Origin of the sequence: Bdellovibrio sp. HCB-162 (genome assembly GCF_047344985.1) — a bacterium.
Classification (GTDB): Bacteria; Bdellovibrionota; Bdellovibrionia; order Bdellovibrionales; family Bdellovibrionaceae; genus Bdellovibrio.
Genome location: NZ_CP178861.1, coordinates 2,714,265 through 2,730,773, shown reverse-complemented (window position 1 = coordinate 2,730,773; position 16,509 = coordinate 2,714,265). Strand labels below are relative to the sequence as shown.

Here is a 16,509-nt window from a genome sequence, read left to right as displayed (position 1 = left end):
AAAAAAGGGGCGCGGTGTGCGCCCCTTAAAATTAGTTGCGTACGCGAATGGCGTTACGAACTTTGATGGCATTGCGAACTTTAATAGCATTACGCACTTTGATCGCATTACGTTTTGTCGTCTTTTTAGTAGCTGTTGCTTTTACTTTGATAAGCATTTTCTGCTCCTTCTGCCCGAGGGCGGTTTGTTGTGCCTGTCCGAAAGAGCAATGGCGGTGCCGCCGATTTTTGAACGTCAACTGCGTTTAAAATCGATTTGGCGGAATTTTTTCCTGATTTTGATAAGGCAGTCTAGGAAAGAGGATTTGAGGACTCTTGAATAAAGAGCCCTCGTTGAAAGGGGGGATTGGAAATTAATGAGCGATCAAACTGCGATCGATTTTGGCGGTGGTATTGGCTGAAGAAAACTTACTACTGACAAAAGCAACGACGATTCCGGCGATGGCGATACTCAGCGCAGTCCAACTTGTTGTTGAAAGGCCACCGTGATCTATGGCCACCCCTCCGGCCCAAGCTCCCAGAGCATTTCCCAAATTGAAAGCCGCGATATTCAATGCGGAAGCAAGGGTCGGGGCCTCTGCCGCGTGTTCAAGAGCGCGCATTTGAAGAGGCGGGACTGTTGCGAATCCCGTGAATCCAAGAAGTGCGACTAAAAGTAAAGCGATGTATTTGTATTCCATCAAAGTCCCGAAGCCGACAAGAACCATAGACAGTGCGAGAAGACTTCCGATCAGGGCCACGTTCAAACTTTTATCGGCCCATTTTCCTCCGACAATATTGCCTGCAATAAGACCTGCTCCGAACAAAAGTAAAATCGGAGAAACGGCTTTTTCTGAAAAGCCCGTGATCTCAGTGAGAATCGGAGCAATGTAAGTAAATACTGCAAATACTCCGGCAAATCCAAGGACAGTCAAAAGAAGACTTACAAGAACTTGCGGTTTTAAGACGACTTGAATTTCATGGGCCATGGAGGACTGTGCTGCTTCGTCTTTTTTCTGAGGTACGAAGAAAATCAAAGCGGCCATGGCAAGAGGCCCTACGGCTGTGACAGCCCAAAATGTGGAATGCCATCCATAAACTTGTCCAAGCCAAGTTCCAAAAGGAACACCGAGCACATTTGCTAGAGTGAGCCCCGTGAACATCATCGCAATGGCACTGGCTTTTTGATTGGGTTTAACCAAGCTTGTGGCAAGGACTGATCCGATACCAAAAAACGTTCCGTGGGCAAATGAAGTCAATACACGAGCCACCATTAAGATGGTGTAGTTAGGCGCAAGCGCACACAGAAGATTCCCTAAAGTGAAAAAACCCATAAGGATCACAAGTGATCTTTTCTTAGGCCAGCGGGAGGAAAGCAGAGATAAAATCGGTGCGCCAATTGCAACACCCAACGCGTATCCGCTCACAAGAAGTCCCGCCGACGAAAGGCTTACGCCGAGGTCTTTGGCCATTTGTGGTAAAAGTCCCATAATAACAAATTCAGTCGTTCCAATTCCAAATGCTCCGATCATCAGAGCGTATATTGCTAAAGGCATTTGCACCTCCTTACATGATCTTAAAGTAGCACTTTTGCTATTGAATATTTAGTCATGAATCAGCAAAATATATTTGAATTGGAGTCAATAATGAAAACAACCTTAGAAGAGCTGCAAGCCTTTATCGCGATCGTTGACAACGGAACCATCAGTGGAGCGGCTGAGGAGCTAAATCAAACACCCTCGGGAATTAGCAGAACACTTGCACGGCTGGAACAAAAACTCAAAGTGACTTTGCTTCGCAGGACAACGCGCAGGCTCGACTTAACGGCAGAAGGCGAAAGATTTTTAACAAGTGCAAGAGATGTCATTCAGGCCTTGGAATCGGCGGAAGAAGCTGTGGGTTCGAAGAACATGCCTTCAGGTGTTTTGCGCGTGGATTCGGCCTCTCCATTCATATTACATTCTGTTGTTCCGTATATGACAGAGTTCAGCCGTTTATATCCAGAGATTCAAATTGAACTTTATAGTAGCGAAAGAAATATTGATCTTCTAGAGAATCGTATCGACGTCGCGATTCGTATCGGTGCTCTTGCAGATTCTTCTTTGCATGCGGTGAATTTGGGATCAAGCAAACGTCGCATTTTAGCGAGTCCCGAGTACTTGAAGGAGTATGGAACTCCTAAAACGGTTGAAGATTTGCAAAAGCATCAGCTTATCGGATTTACGGATCCTCGCGAGTTGAATCACTGGCCACTCAAATATGGCGGAGGAAATAAATATATCGCAAAGCCCAAGTTTTGTGCTTCCAGTGGTGAAACGCTTTTGCAGCTTGCAAGAAGCGGGGCGGGGATTGTGTGTCTCGGTGATTTCATGACAAATCCGGATCGTCAAAACGGCCAATTGGTGCAAGTTCTGGCCGGTGCAACAGTGGATCAACGCGAACAAATCCATGCAATTTATTATAAAAACACGCAGCTCTCACTGCGTGCGGATGTGTTTATCAAGTTTTTAAAAGGAAAACTAAAGTCGGCACTTTGACTGATTTTTAGAACACGATCTGGCGTTGTTCTAACATTTGGAGACCCTTCATGATCATCTTCATTTGATCGCTAAAGACCGTTGAAGGCGCGTCGCTTAAGTTCTGGGCTTTGCAAGAAGGAAGACCCATGGCTGATTTTAATTTGCTGCATTTCACGACAGTCTGGCAGTCGATATTATTGCACGCAACGGCGGGACCGGAATAGAAACTGAGCGTAGGATTTTTTTGAAAGGCTCCGCTATCGATAGCCTGAGAACAGGCGTCGCGAAGTTTGCTGCTCTTATCTGAGGGACACATCCAATCCTTGACCACGGCGAGAATGTCTTTGCGTGAGGATTGTGCCGTCAATGGCGTGACGGAAGGAACTAATAAAGTGTAGTGAATCAACGCCGCCGGGATTTTGTCTGTATTCGTAGAGAAAACTTTGTAAAAGCCCAGTCCTTTTCCAAAGCGTCCTACGGCTCCGTCATAAGGAACATTTGCAGGCTTTAGACGAAGGCATTCGCGGCTGCCACATTTGATGTTTTCGCGAACAATGCTGCTGGTAGAACCAATGCGGGAAAGATTTTCTGGATAAAGACCCGCATCATGGAAATACCATTTTCCATCCGACATAAGCTCTTGAAAATCATCTGATGTGAAGGCGCCAAAAGTAGGACGGTTCCAAATTTTTGCTGCCGCTGGTGCCATGACCCATCCCGAACTGCAAGAGTGAAAAACAGCAATAGCATTGGGTGCTAAGAATTTTTTGATTTCCGCAAACTCAGGGTCATCAGAAGAAAGTCGGGCAGATCCTTTTAACTCCATGCCGACTCGAGGATTTGAGTGGGCAAAAAACTGCAAAGAAGAGATGGGCGCTTGAAGACGACCCAATAATGCCAAAAGATTTTCTTTGCTCAATTTTTCGCCGTCCAATTTTCTGAGAGAAAATCCCGCTTTAGTAAGAAGAGCGCCTTCATCATAAACAGAATCAGTAACAGCACTAATGACAACTCTTTGTCTTTGTGGAAAACGGTCTTTGGAAACTTGAGCGGCTAAGGCTGCGGATTTCAAAAACAGGTCTCCTTGCTCGTTGCCGTCGCCTGCTACAAAAACATCTGTCGGAACACCTGCACGCAATGAGGCCGGCTCTGTGGCCACTAAAAAGGCGTGGCTGGATTCAGATAATGTGACTCCTGAGATGATCAACGCAGACAAAAGGGCTTTTAACTTCATAATTTCTTTCCTGTTTATTTTGATGTCTATACAGAAAGGTTTGGAAGTTTTAAAGGGCTTCTCTTTGATTTGTAAAAAAACACTCATAGTTTCGGGTGATATTTTATTTAAAAATATTCGATAAAAATAAACGAACACAATGTCGTCTGTCCCTTCGGGCTTTTGTATTTTGGTATTTTCAAGATTGAAAGTTAAAAGAGCTTTCTGCCTTACAGTACAGTGGTCTTCTATGCAAAAAGAACGACGCGACTTCTTTAAGTCAACGGCCTCTTTGGGAGTGGGACTTCTTGCTTTTACTCCCGGTGTCTCGGCGTGGGCGAAAGAAGAAAAAGAGAAAAATGTCACGGCTGTTGAAGACCTTATGCGCGAGCACGGGGCTTTGAACAGAATCCTGTTAATTTATGATGAGGTCAGTCTGCGCCTTGATAAAAAGAAAGAATTTGATCCTGAGCAATTAAAAAAATCAGCGTCGATCATTCAGAATTTTATTCAAGGCTATCACGAAAAGTTGGAAGAGGATTTTGTCTTTCCAAGACTTATGAGGGCCAATCAACTCACGGATCTTGTTCCGATCCTAAAATCACAACATGAAGCTGGAAGAACTTTGACTTCGTCGATTCTTTCTTATTCAAACACGAAGTCTTTAAAGAATAATGACGAAAGGGATAAATTAAAAACGGCGCTCCAAGCCTTTGTCAAAATGTATCGTGCCCACGAAGCGCGAGAGGACACAGTCCTTTTTCCGGCGTTTAAAAACGTGGTCGGAGAGAAAGAATACCATCAACTCGGCGAAAATTTTGAAGAGCGTGAGCGTCAGCTTTTTGGCAAAAATGGATTTGAAAATATCGTCGGTCGGATTGAAGAGGTTGAAAAAGACTTAGGAATTTTTGACCTAAAACAGTACAGCCCTCGTCTGTAGCCGTCGTTTATAAACTAAGGATCGAAAACTTGTTCCCAGAAAGGAATTGCTCCAAGAGTGGTGCTTTGGCCTCCGTACACCATCAAGTGTCCATTCTTTAAAAGAGTCGCGGTGTGACCGATGCGAGCGTCCTTTAATGATTGTCCGAGAGTCCACTGACCGGTGAGGTAGTTATAGATCCGAACACCACTCTCTCCGTCAAAAATACTTGCTGGGGTGCCGCCTGTAAGAACGACTTCTCCTGAAGGAAGAAGATTGATGGTGGCATAAGAAAGAGGAGTATCTAAAGGAGCACCTGCAGACCAAGTGTTGGTTGCGGGGTCGTAAATCTCAGTGCTGGCAACGGACTGACCATCCAGAACAGAAATTCCTCCTGTCACCAAAACTTTTCCATTCGGGAGCAGAGTCGCGGCGTGGAAAGCGCGTTGGACACTCATGGAAGCAGCCGCCGTCCATGTGTCTGTCGTCGGTTGATAAGTGTTATTTCCAAAAGCGCCGACAAACAAGTAGTTCCCGTTTTTTAACGGCACAACGACATCGTAAAGTCCATTGGGTCGATCCGCAGAAGCCTGACAAGTGCCTGCCTCAGGATCACAGATCTCATTCTTTGTTGTGATATCCGTATTTCCAACTCCACCGGAAAGCAAAACTTTCCCGCCCGGTACTTCAATAGCGGCGTGAGCGGCGCGCGCGGTTAAGAGCGGCATCGTAGAAACCGTGTTTGTGTTAGGGTCAAAGATGTCGGCGGTTTGATTAATGTCAGAACCTGCTCCTCCTCCGGCACCACCTGCGATAAAGACTTTGCCCGAAGCAAGAAGAGTTGCGGTGTGATTGTAGCGAGCAACCGAGAGGTTCGGTCCGGCTGTCCATTGATTTGTGGACGGATTATAAATCGCCGTGCTTGATAGAGGTCTAGCACCGTCACCTCCGCCGGCGACAAGAACTCGGCCATCTTTAAGCAATGTCGAAGTATGATTCGTTCTACCTTTGAGGATATCAGGAGCCTGCCATTGAGAAGAAGGGGAGGTCTCTTGTCCATAGGATTCGACCGTCATCACAGATTTCACTGGATCTGCGCCGCCAAGAACAAGAATTCTGTCTGACAGTGTGAAGGTGGTAAATCCGCCACGTGCCGTGTTTAAGAAGCGACTCGCTTTACTCCAGCTATTTGCAACCGGATCATAAATTTCAGAACTTGAAGTCGCAAGGATGCTTGTGACTTGTCCGCCTATCACCAAAATTTTTCCGTCGGGCAAAGTCGCGACCCCCGCAGAGCTGCGAGCTATGGACATAGCGGGACCTGGTTGCCACGTGTTTGCTGCAACATCATAGATTTCAGTGGAATTTAAAAAACCGCCTGTGTTGGAACCACCGGCGACGAGAATCTTTCCGCCGATAGGCGCAGCAATATGTCCCAGTCGACCTACTGTTGCCGAGGTTCCGGAGGTCCATGTGTTGGAGGCGATATCATAGATTTGGACCGCTTGTGAGTAATTCGGAGTCGCTAATCCCCCGATAACGACAACTTTTCCTGAGATAATTGTCGCTGACGGATAGTAACAAGGAACTGGCATAGTGCCACCTGAACTCCAAGTGTTTGTGCTTGGATCGTAGACTTCGGCTTCACCAATTAAAAGTGAACCGCCGAAATCTCCTGTTCCTCCGATCACAAGAACTTTTCCATTCGGCAAGAGGACGGCTACATGTCCTGATCGAGGATGGCTTAATGAGGGACCTGCACTCCAGCTATTAGAGTTTGGATCATAGAGAACCGTGGATCCTAAGATGTTTGCGTCATCTTGACCTCCGACAACAAGCACTTTGCCATTGGGTAAAGTGGTCGACGTGCTTCGAGCGCGGGGGGCTGGAATGGGTGCAGCAGCACTCCAGTTGCCAGTTGCAGGGTCGAAGATATCGGATGAAGTAGGATAATTCAGAGTGGGCTCTGTTGAAACGCCGCCGCTAACGAAGACTTTGCCATTGTTTAATAAAGCTGCAGCAGGAATAAATCGGCTTGCCGACATATTGCCTTCAGATTTCCAAATGAATGTGGAGATATTTAATTTCTCGGGTGTGTTTACTGGGAAAAGGTAGGTGGTTTCTGAAAGTCCGCCAAGAACTACCAAATATTGTCCTGCGATATTGGCCGTGTGAAGATAACGCGGGCCACTTTTTAAATCTGCAAATGTCTGCCATTGATTTATGGATGGGTCGTAAATCACAGTGTCTTTAAAGGCCGTCGATGTGGTGCTACCGCCAATGACAAAAACTCTGTCACCGATTAGAGTTGCTGTATGAGATTTACGTGCGATAGCGAGGGATGCGCCGTTTGAAAATGCTCCTGAAGCACCGGAGGATGGATCGTACAGGGTCGTGTCGCTTAAGATGACTCCTGTATCATCAACGCCGCCAATGATAACGACTTTTCCTTCTGGTAAAAGAGTTGCCGTGTGATCTTTTCTAGATTTTGTTAACGACGGACCTGCCGCCCAAGAGTTTGCTGAAGGGTTGTAGAGAGCAGTGGTTAAAAGGCCCGAAGTGTTTCGTCCGCCGACGACAAAGATTTTGTTGCTCTTAAGTAAAACGGCGCTATGGTATCCACGGCTTGCAGTCATGCTTGCAGCCGCGGTCCATGTGTTGGTTGCCGGATTATAAATTTCAGCGCTGCTAAGATAGTTTGAAATTCCAAGGGCCACAGAGTTTTCAGTTCTTCCGCCGATGACCATAACACGTCCATCGGAAAGAAGGGTTGCGCTATGATAACAACGACCCGTCGCTAAAGAAGCGGCGGCACTCCAAGTGTTCGAAGTGGGATCGTAAAGAGCTGAGGTGTTCAAGCAAGTCGTTGAGGCGCCGTTATTAATGGCGCCTCCGACGATCAAGACTTTTCCGTCCTGAAGTGCTGTGGCCGTATGATTGAGTCTTCCTTGGGGAAGTGAAGCCGCTTGCGACCAGGTTCCTAGTTCAGGATCATAAATTTCAGCAGAAGATAAAGCGACTGTGGTGAAGGAGTTGTTCGCGTCCGTAGCACCACCAGCTAAAAGAATTTTTCCGTTTTGCAAAGTAGTGGCTGTGTTTAAAACACGTACTGTTTGCGGATATTGCGCTCGAATAAGTTTTGAAGAGTTCAGAGTGTTATCTTCGAGGCTCGGAGATTCAAGAAGATCTGTCAGGTTCGTTGGATCAATAGCGACTTCCAAAGAGCAACCGCTCAGGAGAGGTGAGATAATTAATAAGAAAGCCCAAAGGACAGTCCGGTGTACGTTCCTCATATATATGAGATAACTTATCGGATCCTCGACCTTTTTCTTTTAGAGATCAGAAGCTAATTCGATTTTTATCTGTTCCGCGTTCGAGAATTCTCAAAGTGAGATGATTATTTCTTGATTTGAACGCGTAGGGAGCGGAGCGCTCCCTGCAAATTAAGACACGTATTAGAAATTGCTTTGGTCAGCGCACATGATCGCGATGAAGCGACGACCATCAACAAAGGTACCTGGAACTCCTTCTGGATAAGGTTTCAAGTCACCATTTGTTACGTGAATTTGAAGCTCTGGAGAGACATCGGCTCTTTTAAGCTCCACTTTTTTTCCAGTTTGAGTTTCAGTCAATGACACCTGGCCGCTTTTAGAAACAGACACAGTGTAAAGTTCGTCGTGAGAAGATTGGCCTAGCTTGATTTTTTCAACATTGCCGAGGACAACGGATTCACCTTTAAATAAATGTCCAATGCCTGCCGTGTAGTGAGCAGCACACGATTGCGCTGCGAGACTTTGTGTAGATGCAAGAGTTGTCAAAAGTCCTGCAATAAGAAGTACAAATTTTTTCATGGGTCTCCTTTTCATTTTAGTTATTTTTTCGAGTACGTTTTGCGGTGCAAAGCATGTTCCTGAGCGAACAACGCTTTAAATGATCTGGAGCCTGTTTAGTGTAAAGTTCCTAGTCATTGATGGCGTTTTACGGTCCACTCACAAGATTGAGTTTCACAATAAGCATCTGAAAATACCGGTATTTTCTTGGTTTTTGCTGATGCCTTGACTATTCAAGTAATCTATTGAATACTTGAATTCATGAAAGAAACCAGAACGCAAGAAGTTCGCAGTGGAGTTTACGAAACGATCAGTCAGATTGTTTCAGCATTTGCTTCACCAGCGCGTTTAAAAATCATCCAAATTTTGGCGCAAGCGGAATGCAGTGTTGAGGAGTTGGCGCAAGAAACGGGAGAATCCGTTGCCAATGTCTCGCAACATCTTCAGCGTCTGGCGCGCATGAGAATCGTTAGCTGTGAGCGACGCGGATTGAGCCGTATTTATAAAATTCAAAATCCAATGGTGTTGCAATTGTGGGAAGGGTTTCAGAATCTTGCTCACGAGGTGGATGAAGACCTCAACCATAAAGAAGATATTCTCATCGATGCTTCTTTGGTGGCAGAGGAAACTCCGGAAGAAGTTCTTGAGTTGGTTGAAAAAGGAAAAGCGACCCTGTTGGATGTACGAACATCGAAAGAGACGGCGATGACGAAAGTTCCAGGAGCTATTGCAGTTCCGATGGAAGATCTTGCTGGTTTTGCAAACTATAAATCTCTGGGTTTGGTAAAATCAAAAACTGTGTATGTGTATTGTCGAGGTCGTTACTGTGGGAAAGCTTCAAATGCTGTAAAGCATCTGCGTAAGCTGGGATATGAGGCTTATCGTCTAAGAGAAAGTCCATTTCAATTGCAACTTATTCAGGGAGACAAGCAATGACATTTACTTGGTTAGGTCTGTTTGCGGCAGGTCTTGGGACATTTATTTCTCCATGTGTTCTTCCGATGGTTCCCATCGTCGCGGCAAACTACATTTTGGCAGACGGTCCCTCACGCTTTTCTCGCGTGCGTGCGACGTTGTTGTTCTCGTTGGGATTTTTATTCACTTTCACACTTATGGGAATGAGTCTGCCATTCGTGACGGATTTTTTGGGAGAGTCAAAAGTTTATCTTTTGATGATTTCTGGAATCATCGTTCTGCTTTACGGCTTTAAGATGTCAGGAATGATGCCAAAGAAAAGTGGAGACTCGAAAGTATTCGCATGGATGACTCGCTCGGCGTACTTGCCTGATTTTAAAAAATATTTTCCGAAGTCACTTCATGGGTTTATTTTTGGCGCCACTTTTGGTTTGGCGTGGACACCTTGTGTGGGGCCGATTCTTGGAGGGGTTCTCGCTTATATCGCAACGAAAGACAGATCGCTTCAAGAAAGTGCGCTGATGATGCTGACTTTTGGTGCGGGGGTCGTTGCACCTTTCATTGGTTTAGCTTTCGGTGGTGAGTTTGTTTCTGAGAAGCTAAAACTTCTAAGAAAATATCTTCCGAAGATCGAAGAGGCGACGGGGTATGGATTGATGATCCTTGGCGTCTTTATTTTAACGCAAAGTAATTTGCCTGCGGTTTTCGACAAAGAGCAAGGTGTTACGGAAATAGAGTTCGTCACGACAGCAGGGGAGAAAGTGACTTTGAATGATTCAAAGCTTGCTCCACATAAGCTCTTATTCTTTCACACGGACACTTGTCCTGTTTGCCATGCCATGGAGGCTTATTTGCCGTCAGTGGAAAAAGACTGCAATTCATCCACATTCCAAGTGGTGCGGGTGAATGTTAGTAAAGCCGAGAATCAAAAGATTGCGGATGTGTTCAATGTGCGAGCCGTGCCCACAATCAGTTTGATTTCTCCGGATGGAAAAGAGCTGGCCCATTCAGTGGGTTATCAAAGTGAAGCAAAGTTAAGACAAGGCATCGACATGATTCCGCGTTCGTCATGCATGCATAAAGAAAAAATTGAAACGCCTCATCCAGTTCTGCCGAATCATTTTAAAGACGGCGAGAGCTGCGGTGACCACGGAAATGGGCTTACTTGCTAGTAAGTCCGCAAAGCCTGAGGAGTGAATTATGGCTAAAGTAGTGATGTATAAAAAGAACCCGTGCCCTTATTGCGACAGAGCTGCCAATTTTTTTGAAAACAACGGCATCGCCTACGAGTCTATTGATCTGACAGATAAGCCTGAAGAGATTGATAGAATTAAAGCTGAAACGGGCTGGAGAACGGTGCCTATCATTTTGATCAACGATAAGTTGATTGGTGGTTACACGGATCTTAAAGCCCTTGCCGATGAAGGCAAGTTGCAAGAGATGCTTAAGGCCTAGATTTTATTTCCGCGCTGTCGTCCGGCGGCGCGGTTTCTTTTTCCCTGCGACCTCCAGCAGCCGTTGAAACTTAGGACATTCCATGTGATTGGGCGCTGAACATTTTGCGACGTGAAGCAGAGTGTTTTGAATAGCACTTAGCTTGTGAATGCTTTTTTCTATTTCATCAGCTTTCTGAAACAAGAAATTTCGATCAACGAGAAGTTTTCCCTCTGAGGTGAACATCGAAGCAATTTCCTCTAAAGTCAGTCCCGCGTGTTTTCCGAGCGTAATAAATTGCAATTGTTGAAGCACATGGGCTTGAAAAAGTCTTCTTAAGCCGTGGCGTCCTGTAGAACGAATCAGCCCTTTTTCTTCATAGAAACGAAGCGTCGCGGGAGGAACACCTGTGAGCTGAACGACTTCGCCAATATCCAAGGTTTGTTTTGTAGAAACCGATTTCATGTCTAACCTCAACTAAGCTTGAGGTCTCAGTTTGCGCCAATTTTTATAAAAATCAACGCTCGAGTGGTCGGATTCACAGATTTTGCTTGAACTCAAGTTAACTTGAGGTTGCACACTGCGATTATGAAGAAGCAGTTTAATCAGCATATAGTCATTGGATCATTGAGCGCCTCAGTTTTGCTGGCTTCTCTCGGGACGAGCATGGCGAACATTGTTCTTCCTGCTATTTCACTGGATTTCGGAGTTTCATTTTCTGAAGCTAAATGGGTGGTTCTTAGTTACTTAATTGTCACGACGGCGTTTAGTTTGATTGTGGGTCGGATTGGAGATTTAAAAGGTCGCAGGACCACTCTCGTTCTAGGAACAATCTTTTTTGTTATCGGTGCTCTGATGAGTGCATCGTCATCTTCATTTGCTTTGTTGATTTTTGCACGCATCGTACAAGGTATCGGTGGAGCATCCCTCATCGTTCTTCCAATCGCGATTGTGACAAATGTGATCTCAAAAGAAAAAACAGGACGAATCATCGGTCTGCTTGCGACGACGTCGGCGATAGGGACGGCGACAGGGCCGTCCTTGGGAGGATTCCTTCTGGGGGTGCAGGGTTGGCGGATTCCATTTTTTTTGGTGGCGGCACTTGGATTTTTGAATTTACTGTTGGTGCTATTCTTTGTTCCATCCGATGTCATATCAGCTGCGGAGAGGCAAAAAAGCAGCGCTCTTATTGATATGCTTACGTCTATTTACGGTGATGCCTCTTTAAGAACTCATCTGCTTTCAAACTCAGCCGTTTCTGCCGTCATGATGTCGACATTAATTGGCGGACCCTTTTATTTAACTCGTGTCTTAAAGGTTGCGCCTGTTGAAATGGGCCTTGTCATGTCAGCGGGACCCATCACATCCATTTTGTTTGGTGTTTTCAGTGGCGTTCTTGTAGATCGCTTTGGACTTCCTTCTATTCTGAAATTTGCCTTCATTCAGCTTCTTATTGGAGCTTCGGCTTTTGTTTTTCTTCCATCACTTTTGGGAGCGGTCGGATTTGCATTCTCGGCAGTATGTCTCAGTTTTGGCTATCAGATGTTTTTATCTGCGAACTCAAGTTGCATCATGAAAAATGTTGAAGAAGACCGACGCGGTTTGATTTCGGGCGCCTTAAGTCTTTCGCGCAACTTAGGACTTATGGGTGGAACACTTATCATGGGAAGTATTTTTGAAGTCTTCGGATTGCAAATTGTTTTTCTTGTGGCCGCGATTCTCATCGCACTCATGTTTTTTGTTCATTTAAAAATTCAGAAAAGGAGAATATATGAAACAAGATTCACTCGCTAAGTTTATTAAACGTATTCAAAAAGTCTGGGGCCCGCTTAGCACTGAAGTGGTTGAACAAGCTCAGGTAATTTTGGAAGACCTCACAAAAGCTTCATCTTCCGAGCCTTGGCTTCTTGAATTACTCAACGGATTTGAAGGAAGTCGCGAGCTTTATCGTGATCCTGTTCATGGATTTATTTTGCTTGCCCACACGGAGAAAAAAGATCTTTACCGAGTGCCGCATGATCATGGCAACGGCTGGGTCATTTACGCAGTTCAAAAAGGCGAAATGGAAATGGGAATATACGCCAGCCTGCCAGGTGAAAACGAAGAGCCCAAGATCGTTCGTCGCGAAAAGTACCGAGTTCAAGCCGGGGAAAGTAAGATTTATTTGCCCGGAGATATTCACGACACAAAATGTATTTCCGATTTCGTGCTGATGTTTCGCCTGACAAGTCTTGATCTTAAAGAAGAACTGGGAGCGGGAAGAATGCGTCGTTTCTGATGTCACGTTACACGCCAATGTGTTTCCATTTTCTTTGGAGATAAGTCTTTCTGATTGTCGGAGTAATCAGTTAGAGTTTTTCCAGGTTTGGTGAAGGAGACTTTTTATGAAAAGACGAGAGTTTCTTTTTGTAACCACACAGTGGGCCTTGCTGCCTCTTGGAGTTTCATTATTAGAAGCTTGTGGTGGGAGCGGCGGGGGATACGGCGGCGGAAGTGGTGGCAATACCTCCCAAGGAGGTCACTGTACAACCAGTGGAACGATTGTCAGTATTCAGGTCGTTCACAACCCCAATCACACTCTAACCATTCCTGCTGCGGATGTCGTAGCTGGAACCGAAAAAACTTACACGCTGTCTGACAATGGAAGCGGCCATGCTCACAATGTGACAATCACGGCAGCGGACTTTGCGATGCTGCAAAATAATAACGGTGTCATGGAAGTTTCGACTCTGTCGGCGGGGCACACTCACAATGTGACGGTGAACTGTGCTTAGGCTGCAGAGGAGTATTTGAAGTCGAAGTAAGTGTTTGAAATTATTGCGCGAGAAATTAAAAAACACGCCTTTTTGCGCAATCCTGTATACATTGCAGGAATGAATAATTTTACAGAATTCGGTTTTTTGCCTTCTCTCCTAAAAACTCTCAAAGCGCAGCGTATTTTCACGCCGACAGAAATCCAACGGATGGCGATTCCTTTGCTGATGTCAGGTCAATCCGTGGTTGGCGTTTCAGAAACGGGGAGTGGTAAAACTTTGACTTATGCTCTGCCACTTTTGCATATGCTGAAAAAGTTAGAAGAAGATGGCGAGCCCGTAAAAGCAGAGGCAAGTCCTCGCGCTGTTGTTATGGTGCCGACTCGCGATTTGGGAGAACAGGTCGCGAAGGTGTTTAAGACCTTTACTCATGACACTCGCTTGCGTGTTCGTCCTGCTCTGGGTGGTATGAGTATGGAGCAGGCGGTTCGCAATATCAGCGGATCTTTTGAAATTCTATTGGCGACACCTGGAAGACTGATTCAATTGCTTGATAAAGAACTCATTGATTTGTCAGACGTGCGTGCGTTGGTTTTTGATGAAGCTGATCAGATGTTGGATAAAGGTTTTCTGACGGATTCAAATTATATTGTTGATGTGTGCCCGCAAGATATTCCGCTGGCACTATTTTCTGCGACGGTTTCAAAAAATGTTGAAGAGATGATGAACTCGCTTTTTGCCAAAGCAGAAGTTATCCGTAGCCGTGGAAGTGGCAAGGTCGTAAAAAGTCTTACTACGAAAAATGAAACTGTCATTGATGGCCTTCGTTGGCCCATTTTTGAAAAGCTGATCAAAAAGAAGGTTGAAGGTGGCACGATCGTTTTTGCTAACACCCGCGAGCAATGTGACAAGATCGCCAAAGAAATTAACGACAAGGGTTACAAGTGCGTTCTTTATCGTGGAGAAATGGATAAAAATGAACGTCGCACAAATCTTAAAAAATTTCGCAATGGCGAAGTCGATTTGTTAATATCAACCGATTTGGCCGCGCGCGGCCTGGATTTGGAACATGTAGGAAGAGTTATTAACTATCATCTTCCGCAGCAACTCGATAACTACCTTCACCGCGCAGGTCGTACAGCCCGTGCAGGCCGTGAAGGAATGGTCATTAACCTCGTGACAGAACGAGATCTCCCACTGATCGCAAAAATCGAAGGCAAAGGCGAAACGGCGAAAGAACTTAAATCACGCTTCAAAGACAAAGACGGCAAGCGTCTGCATGTGAAGAAAGAAGACAGAAAACCACCGCGTGCTGTTGGCGGTAAACCTAAAAAGGTCGCAAAGAAGAAGTAATTTACGAATTCACGGCGGATAGTGGTATTTATTAAAATGCATGAGGAAGAAAAAAGGAGTCGAGAGACTCCCTTTTTTTGTTGCGCCTCCATACATATCCATAGCCTACTGGTAGACATATCCTGGATCTGGAACGTTCAAAAATAGCATTTTGAATAGCCATTTTACCGTTGGTTCTTCCTCGACTCCAAAATAACAAGAAGTTGACCATAATTCAATTACTGGCTGTGTAAGCTCAGCCAACGCAGAATATGTAGCTTCTGCTGAAGTTGCGTTAAGAAAATCATTGAATACGGATATCAGTTTTTGGTCTCTCACTTATCTCTCACAGCTTTAATATAGATTGGTACTGCTCCGCGCGGTTACGATTATTTACGGAGTTATCCTTTAATTTTTGAGTAAATTTTGGTCGAACCGTCCATTTGTGTTATAGAAGAAACAATGTTGAAAGCCGGCAGCATTGCAAAGCATATCGAGAAGCGGTTTTATCTGAATGTCTACATTTTGATAATCATCAGTGATAATTACTTCAGGTATCATAACGAGATCTCTATCAAAGCGCTGGGGTGGCGATGTTGTACGCTCCTTCATAATGGTTGAAAAGTTTGAAACTTTTAAAAGAGTCACGCCAATGTAGAATTGTCCCGAGAGATTGAGGTTGCGTGCATAGCGAAGGTAGCTTTGAATAACGAACAGTAGTCGTTCACAAAGAAATCCCATGTGAATGTTATTGCCCATAAAAGGACGTAAGTAGAAGGTGTCTACAGACTCAATTCCACCGCTTCTATATAGTTGAAGGTACGAAGATGATTCACCAGAATTTGTATTTGGAAATTCAGACAATACAGTTCCGTCTAAATTATAATGGATTCTGTGGTTATCTACTCTGGATAGGAATTGAGGAACCAACCGCTGTTCTTGAAGATCTTTGGCAGTGTAAAGCTGTTCTCCAAAGGTATGAGTTGGGAAGAAATGTACGATCAAAGTATGAGTACGTTCTATCTTTACGGGGGTGTCTAATTGATCAATTTGATTTACTCGATATTCTCGAAATTTTTTAATCTGAGTCATTTGAAGTCCGCTTGAGATAAATGCCTGACGAATTTCCGGTAGATCCATTTCATATTTGCCACTATTTCCTCTACGATGAAAGCGCTGGTCAGAGTTGAATCTAACAACATGTGGTACGTCATGGCTTTTGGGGATTTTAACAATAAGAACTCTCTTCTTGTTGTCTTGAGAGGCTATTTCCTTTACCTGAAGCTGAGATATTCTAGGCAAGATATAGGACCTGGCATAGTCCTCAAATCGTTTAATGTGATCATCAGTATTCGTTGGCAAATCTACTATACTGTCAGGGAGGCCTGTCTTACCACCGTTGTCGTCACGTTTTTCTGAAATTCCGTAAATAATGATACCGCCATCTTTATTGGCAAAAGATGCGAGGTCTGCCACAAAATCTTTTTTGTCGGCATCCTTACCAGAAGGAAGTTCTTGCTTGTAGTCCAAAAAGGTACTTTCCGGAATGGCATCCTTAATTAATTTTTCAATATCTGAGAATTGAATGCTATTTATATCCAACAGGTGAATCACAA

Annotated in this window: 16 protein-coding genes; 9 read left to right on the top strand and 7 right to left on the bottom strand. The window is 44.8% G+C overall.

All coding sequences use genetic code 11. The features are described 5' to 3' along the window. Positions 1–31 precede the first annotated feature (31 nt). Both ACLSSO_RS13235 and ACLSSO_RS13230 read right to left on the bottom strand, forming a co-directional pair. Entirely contained in the window at positions 32–157 is a 126-nt protein-coding gene (locus ACLSSO_RS13235; RefSeq protein ID WP_413943093.1) for a hypothetical protein, read from the bottom strand. 195 nt (positions 158–352) lie between these two features. After that, the gene (locus ACLSSO_RS13230; RefSeq protein ID WP_413943092.1) at positions 353–1,534 is read right to left on the bottom strand and encodes an MFS transporter; all 1,182 of its coding nucleotides are present in this window, start codon (positions 1,532–1,534) and stop codon (positions 353–355) included. Between the two features lie 90 nt (positions 1,535–1,624). Between ACLSSO_RS13230 and ACLSSO_RS13225 the strand changes: the two genes are divergently transcribed. Continuing rightward, positions 1,625–2,515 carry a LysR family transcriptional regulator gene (locus ACLSSO_RS13225; protein WP_413943091.1) on the top strand — a complete coding sequence of 297 codons (891 nt, stop codon included), beginning with the start codon at positions 1,625–1,627 and terminating at the stop codon, positions 2,513–2,515. A 7-nt stretch (positions 2,516–2,522) separates the two neighbouring features. Here the strand turns inward: ACLSSO_RS13225 and ACLSSO_RS13220 are convergent, their stop codons facing one another. Beyond that, entirely contained in the window at positions 2,523–3,731 is a 1,209-nt protein-coding gene (locus ACLSSO_RS13220) for a hypothetical protein (RefSeq protein WP_413943090.1), read from the bottom strand. A 229-nt stretch (positions 3,732–3,960) separates the two neighbouring features. On the opposite strand from ACLSSO_RS13220, the gene ACLSSO_RS13215 reads away from it, so the two are divergent. Next, positions 3,961–4,650, top strand: coding sequence for a hemerythrin domain-containing protein (locus tag ACLSSO_RS13215; protein ID WP_413943089.1), 690 nt, complete (start codon positions 3,961–3,963; stop codon positions 4,648–4,650). Between the two features lie 14 nt (positions 4,651–4,664). On the opposite strand, the gene ACLSSO_RS13210 is transcribed toward ACLSSO_RS13215, so the two are convergent. Together ACLSSO_RS13210 and ACLSSO_RS13205 are read right to left on the bottom strand one after the other, a co-directional pair. Then, on the bottom strand, positions 4,665–7,850 hold the full coding sequence (locus tag ACLSSO_RS13210; RefSeq protein WP_413943088.1) for a Kelch repeat-containing protein: 3,186 nt from the start codon (positions 7,848–7,850) through the stop codon (positions 4,665–4,667). A 234-nt stretch (positions 7,851–8,084) separates the two neighbouring features. Next, complete coding sequence (locus ACLSSO_RS13205; protein ID WP_413943087.1) at positions 8,085–8,480, bottom strand: hypothetical protein; 396 nt, start codon at positions 8,478–8,480, stop codon at positions 8,085–8,087. Between the two features lie 240 nt (positions 8,481–8,720). Between ACLSSO_RS13205 and ACLSSO_RS13200 the strand changes: the two genes are divergently transcribed. Genes ACLSSO_RS13200 through ACLSSO_RS13190 form a run of 3 tightly spaced genes read left to right on the top strand, consistent with a single transcriptional unit; the run spans position 8,721 to position 10,829 of the window. After that, the gene (locus tag ACLSSO_RS13200) at positions 8,721–9,395 is read left to right on the top strand and encodes an ArsR/SmtB family transcription factor (RefSeq protein ID WP_413943086.1); all 675 of its coding nucleotides are present in this window, start codon (positions 8,721–8,723) and stop codon (positions 9,393–9,395) included. Continuing rightward, a complete protein-coding gene (locus tag ACLSSO_RS13195) occupies positions 9,392–10,546 on the top strand; it encodes a cytochrome c biogenesis protein CcdA (protein ID WP_413943085.1) in 1,155 nt (384 codons plus the stop codon). The genes ACLSSO_RS13200 and ACLSSO_RS13195 overlap by 4 nt, the downstream gene beginning before the upstream one ends. Before the next feature lie 28 nt (positions 10,547–10,574). Then, complete coding sequence (locus tag ACLSSO_RS13190; RefSeq protein ID WP_340592470.1) at positions 10,575–10,829, top strand: glutaredoxin; 255 nt, start codon at positions 10,575–10,577, stop codon at positions 10,827–10,829. Positions 10,830–10,832: 3 nt separating this feature from the next. Here ACLSSO_RS13190 and ACLSSO_RS13185 read toward each other — a convergent pair whose 3' ends face one another. Next, positions 10,833–11,273, bottom strand: coding sequence for a helix-turn-helix domain-containing protein (locus ACLSSO_RS13185; protein ID WP_413943084.1), 441 nt, complete (start codon positions 11,271–11,273; stop codon positions 10,833–10,835). A 123-nt stretch (positions 11,274–11,396) separates the two neighbouring features. Here ACLSSO_RS13185 and ACLSSO_RS13180 point away from each other — a divergent pair, with 123 nt between their 5' ends. The 4 genes from ACLSSO_RS13180 to ACLSSO_RS13165 all read left to right on the top strand — a co-directional run bounded on the left by ACLSSO_RS13180 (position 11,397) and on the right by ACLSSO_RS13165 (position 14,914). Continuing rightward, positions 11,397–12,602, top strand: a complete 1,206-nt coding sequence (locus ACLSSO_RS13180) for an MFS transporter (protein ID WP_413943083.1) — start codon at positions 11,397–11,399, stop codon at positions 12,600–12,602. Then, positions 12,580–13,086 carry a hypothetical protein gene (locus tag ACLSSO_RS13175; protein WP_413943082.1) on the top strand — a complete coding sequence of 169 codons (507 nt, stop codon included), beginning with the start codon at positions 12,580–12,582 and terminating at the stop codon, positions 13,084–13,086. The genes ACLSSO_RS13180 and ACLSSO_RS13175 overlap by 23 nt, the downstream gene beginning before the upstream one ends. Positions 13,087–13,192: 106 nt before the next feature. Further along, entirely contained in the window at positions 13,193–13,582 is a 390-nt protein-coding gene (locus ACLSSO_RS13170) for a hypothetical protein (RefSeq protein ID WP_413943081.1), read from the top strand. Between the two features lie 30 nt (positions 13,583–13,612). Continuing rightward, on the top strand, positions 13,613–14,914 hold the full coding sequence (locus ACLSSO_RS13165; protein ID WP_413943080.1) for a DEAD/DEAH box helicase: 1,302 nt from the start codon (positions 13,613–13,615) through the stop codon (positions 14,912–14,914). 387 nt (positions 14,915–15,301) lie between these two features. Here ACLSSO_RS13165 and ACLSSO_RS13160 read toward each other — a convergent pair whose 3' ends face one another. Further along, on the bottom strand, positions 15,302–16,507 hold the full coding sequence (locus ACLSSO_RS13160) for a helix-turn-helix domain-containing protein (protein WP_413943079.1): 1,206 nt from the start codon (positions 16,505–16,507) through the stop codon (positions 15,302–15,304). Between the last annotated feature and the right edge of the window lie 2 nt (positions 16,508–16,509).

What these genes read in the sequence shown, in the direction of transcription:
- ACLSSO_RS13235 (WP_413943093.1), bottom strand. Translation starts at nt 157, where the DNA reads ATGCTTATCAAAGTAAAAGCAACAGCTACTAAAAAGACGACAAAACGT.
- ACLSSO_RS13230 (WP_413943092.1), bottom strand. Translation starts at nt 1,534, where the DNA reads ATGCCTTTAGCAATATACGCTCTGATGATCGGAGCATTTGGAATTGGA.
- ACLSSO_RS13225 (WP_413943091.1), top strand. Translation starts at nt 1,625, where the DNA reads ATGAAAACAACCTTAGAAGAGCTGCAAGCCTTTATCGCGATCGTTGAC.
- ACLSSO_RS13220 (WP_413943090.1), bottom strand. Translation starts at nt 3,731, where the DNA reads ATGAAGTTAAAAGCCCTTTTGTCTGCGTTGATCATCTCAGGAGTCACA.
- ACLSSO_RS13215 (WP_413943089.1), top strand. Translation starts at nt 3,961, where the DNA reads ATGCAAAAAGAACGACGCGACTTCTTTAAGTCAACGGCCTCTTTGGGA.
- ACLSSO_RS13205 (WP_413943087.1), bottom strand. Translation starts at nt 8,480, where the DNA reads ATGAAAAAATTTGTACTTCTTATTGCAGGACTTTTGACAACTCTTGCA.
- ACLSSO_RS13200 (WP_413943086.1), top strand. Translation starts at nt 8,721, where the DNA reads ATGAAAGAAACCAGAACGCAAGAAGTTCGCAGTGGAGTTTACGAAACG.
- ACLSSO_RS13195 (WP_413943085.1), top strand. Translation starts at nt 9,392, where the DNA reads ATGACATTTACTTGGTTAGGTCTGTTTGCGGCAGGTCTTGGGACATTT.
- ACLSSO_RS13190 (WP_340592470.1), top strand. Translation starts at nt 10,575, where the DNA reads ATGGCTAAAGTAGTGATGTATAAAAAGAACCCGTGCCCTTATTGCGAC.
- ACLSSO_RS13185 (WP_413943084.1), bottom strand. Translation starts at nt 11,273, where the DNA reads ATGAAATCGGTTTCTACAAAACAAACCTTGGATATTGGCGAAGTCGTT.
- ACLSSO_RS13180 (WP_413943083.1), top strand. Translation starts at nt 11,397, where the DNA reads ATGAAGAAGCAGTTTAATCAGCATATAGTCATTGGATCATTGAGCGCC.
- ACLSSO_RS13175 (WP_413943082.1), top strand. Translation starts at nt 12,580, where the DNA reads ATGAAACAAGATTCACTCGCTAAGTTTATTAAACGTATTCAAAAAGTC.
- ACLSSO_RS13170 (WP_413943081.1), top strand. Translation starts at nt 13,193, where the DNA reads ATGAAAAGACGAGAGTTTCTTTTTGTAACCACACAGTGGGCCTTGCTG.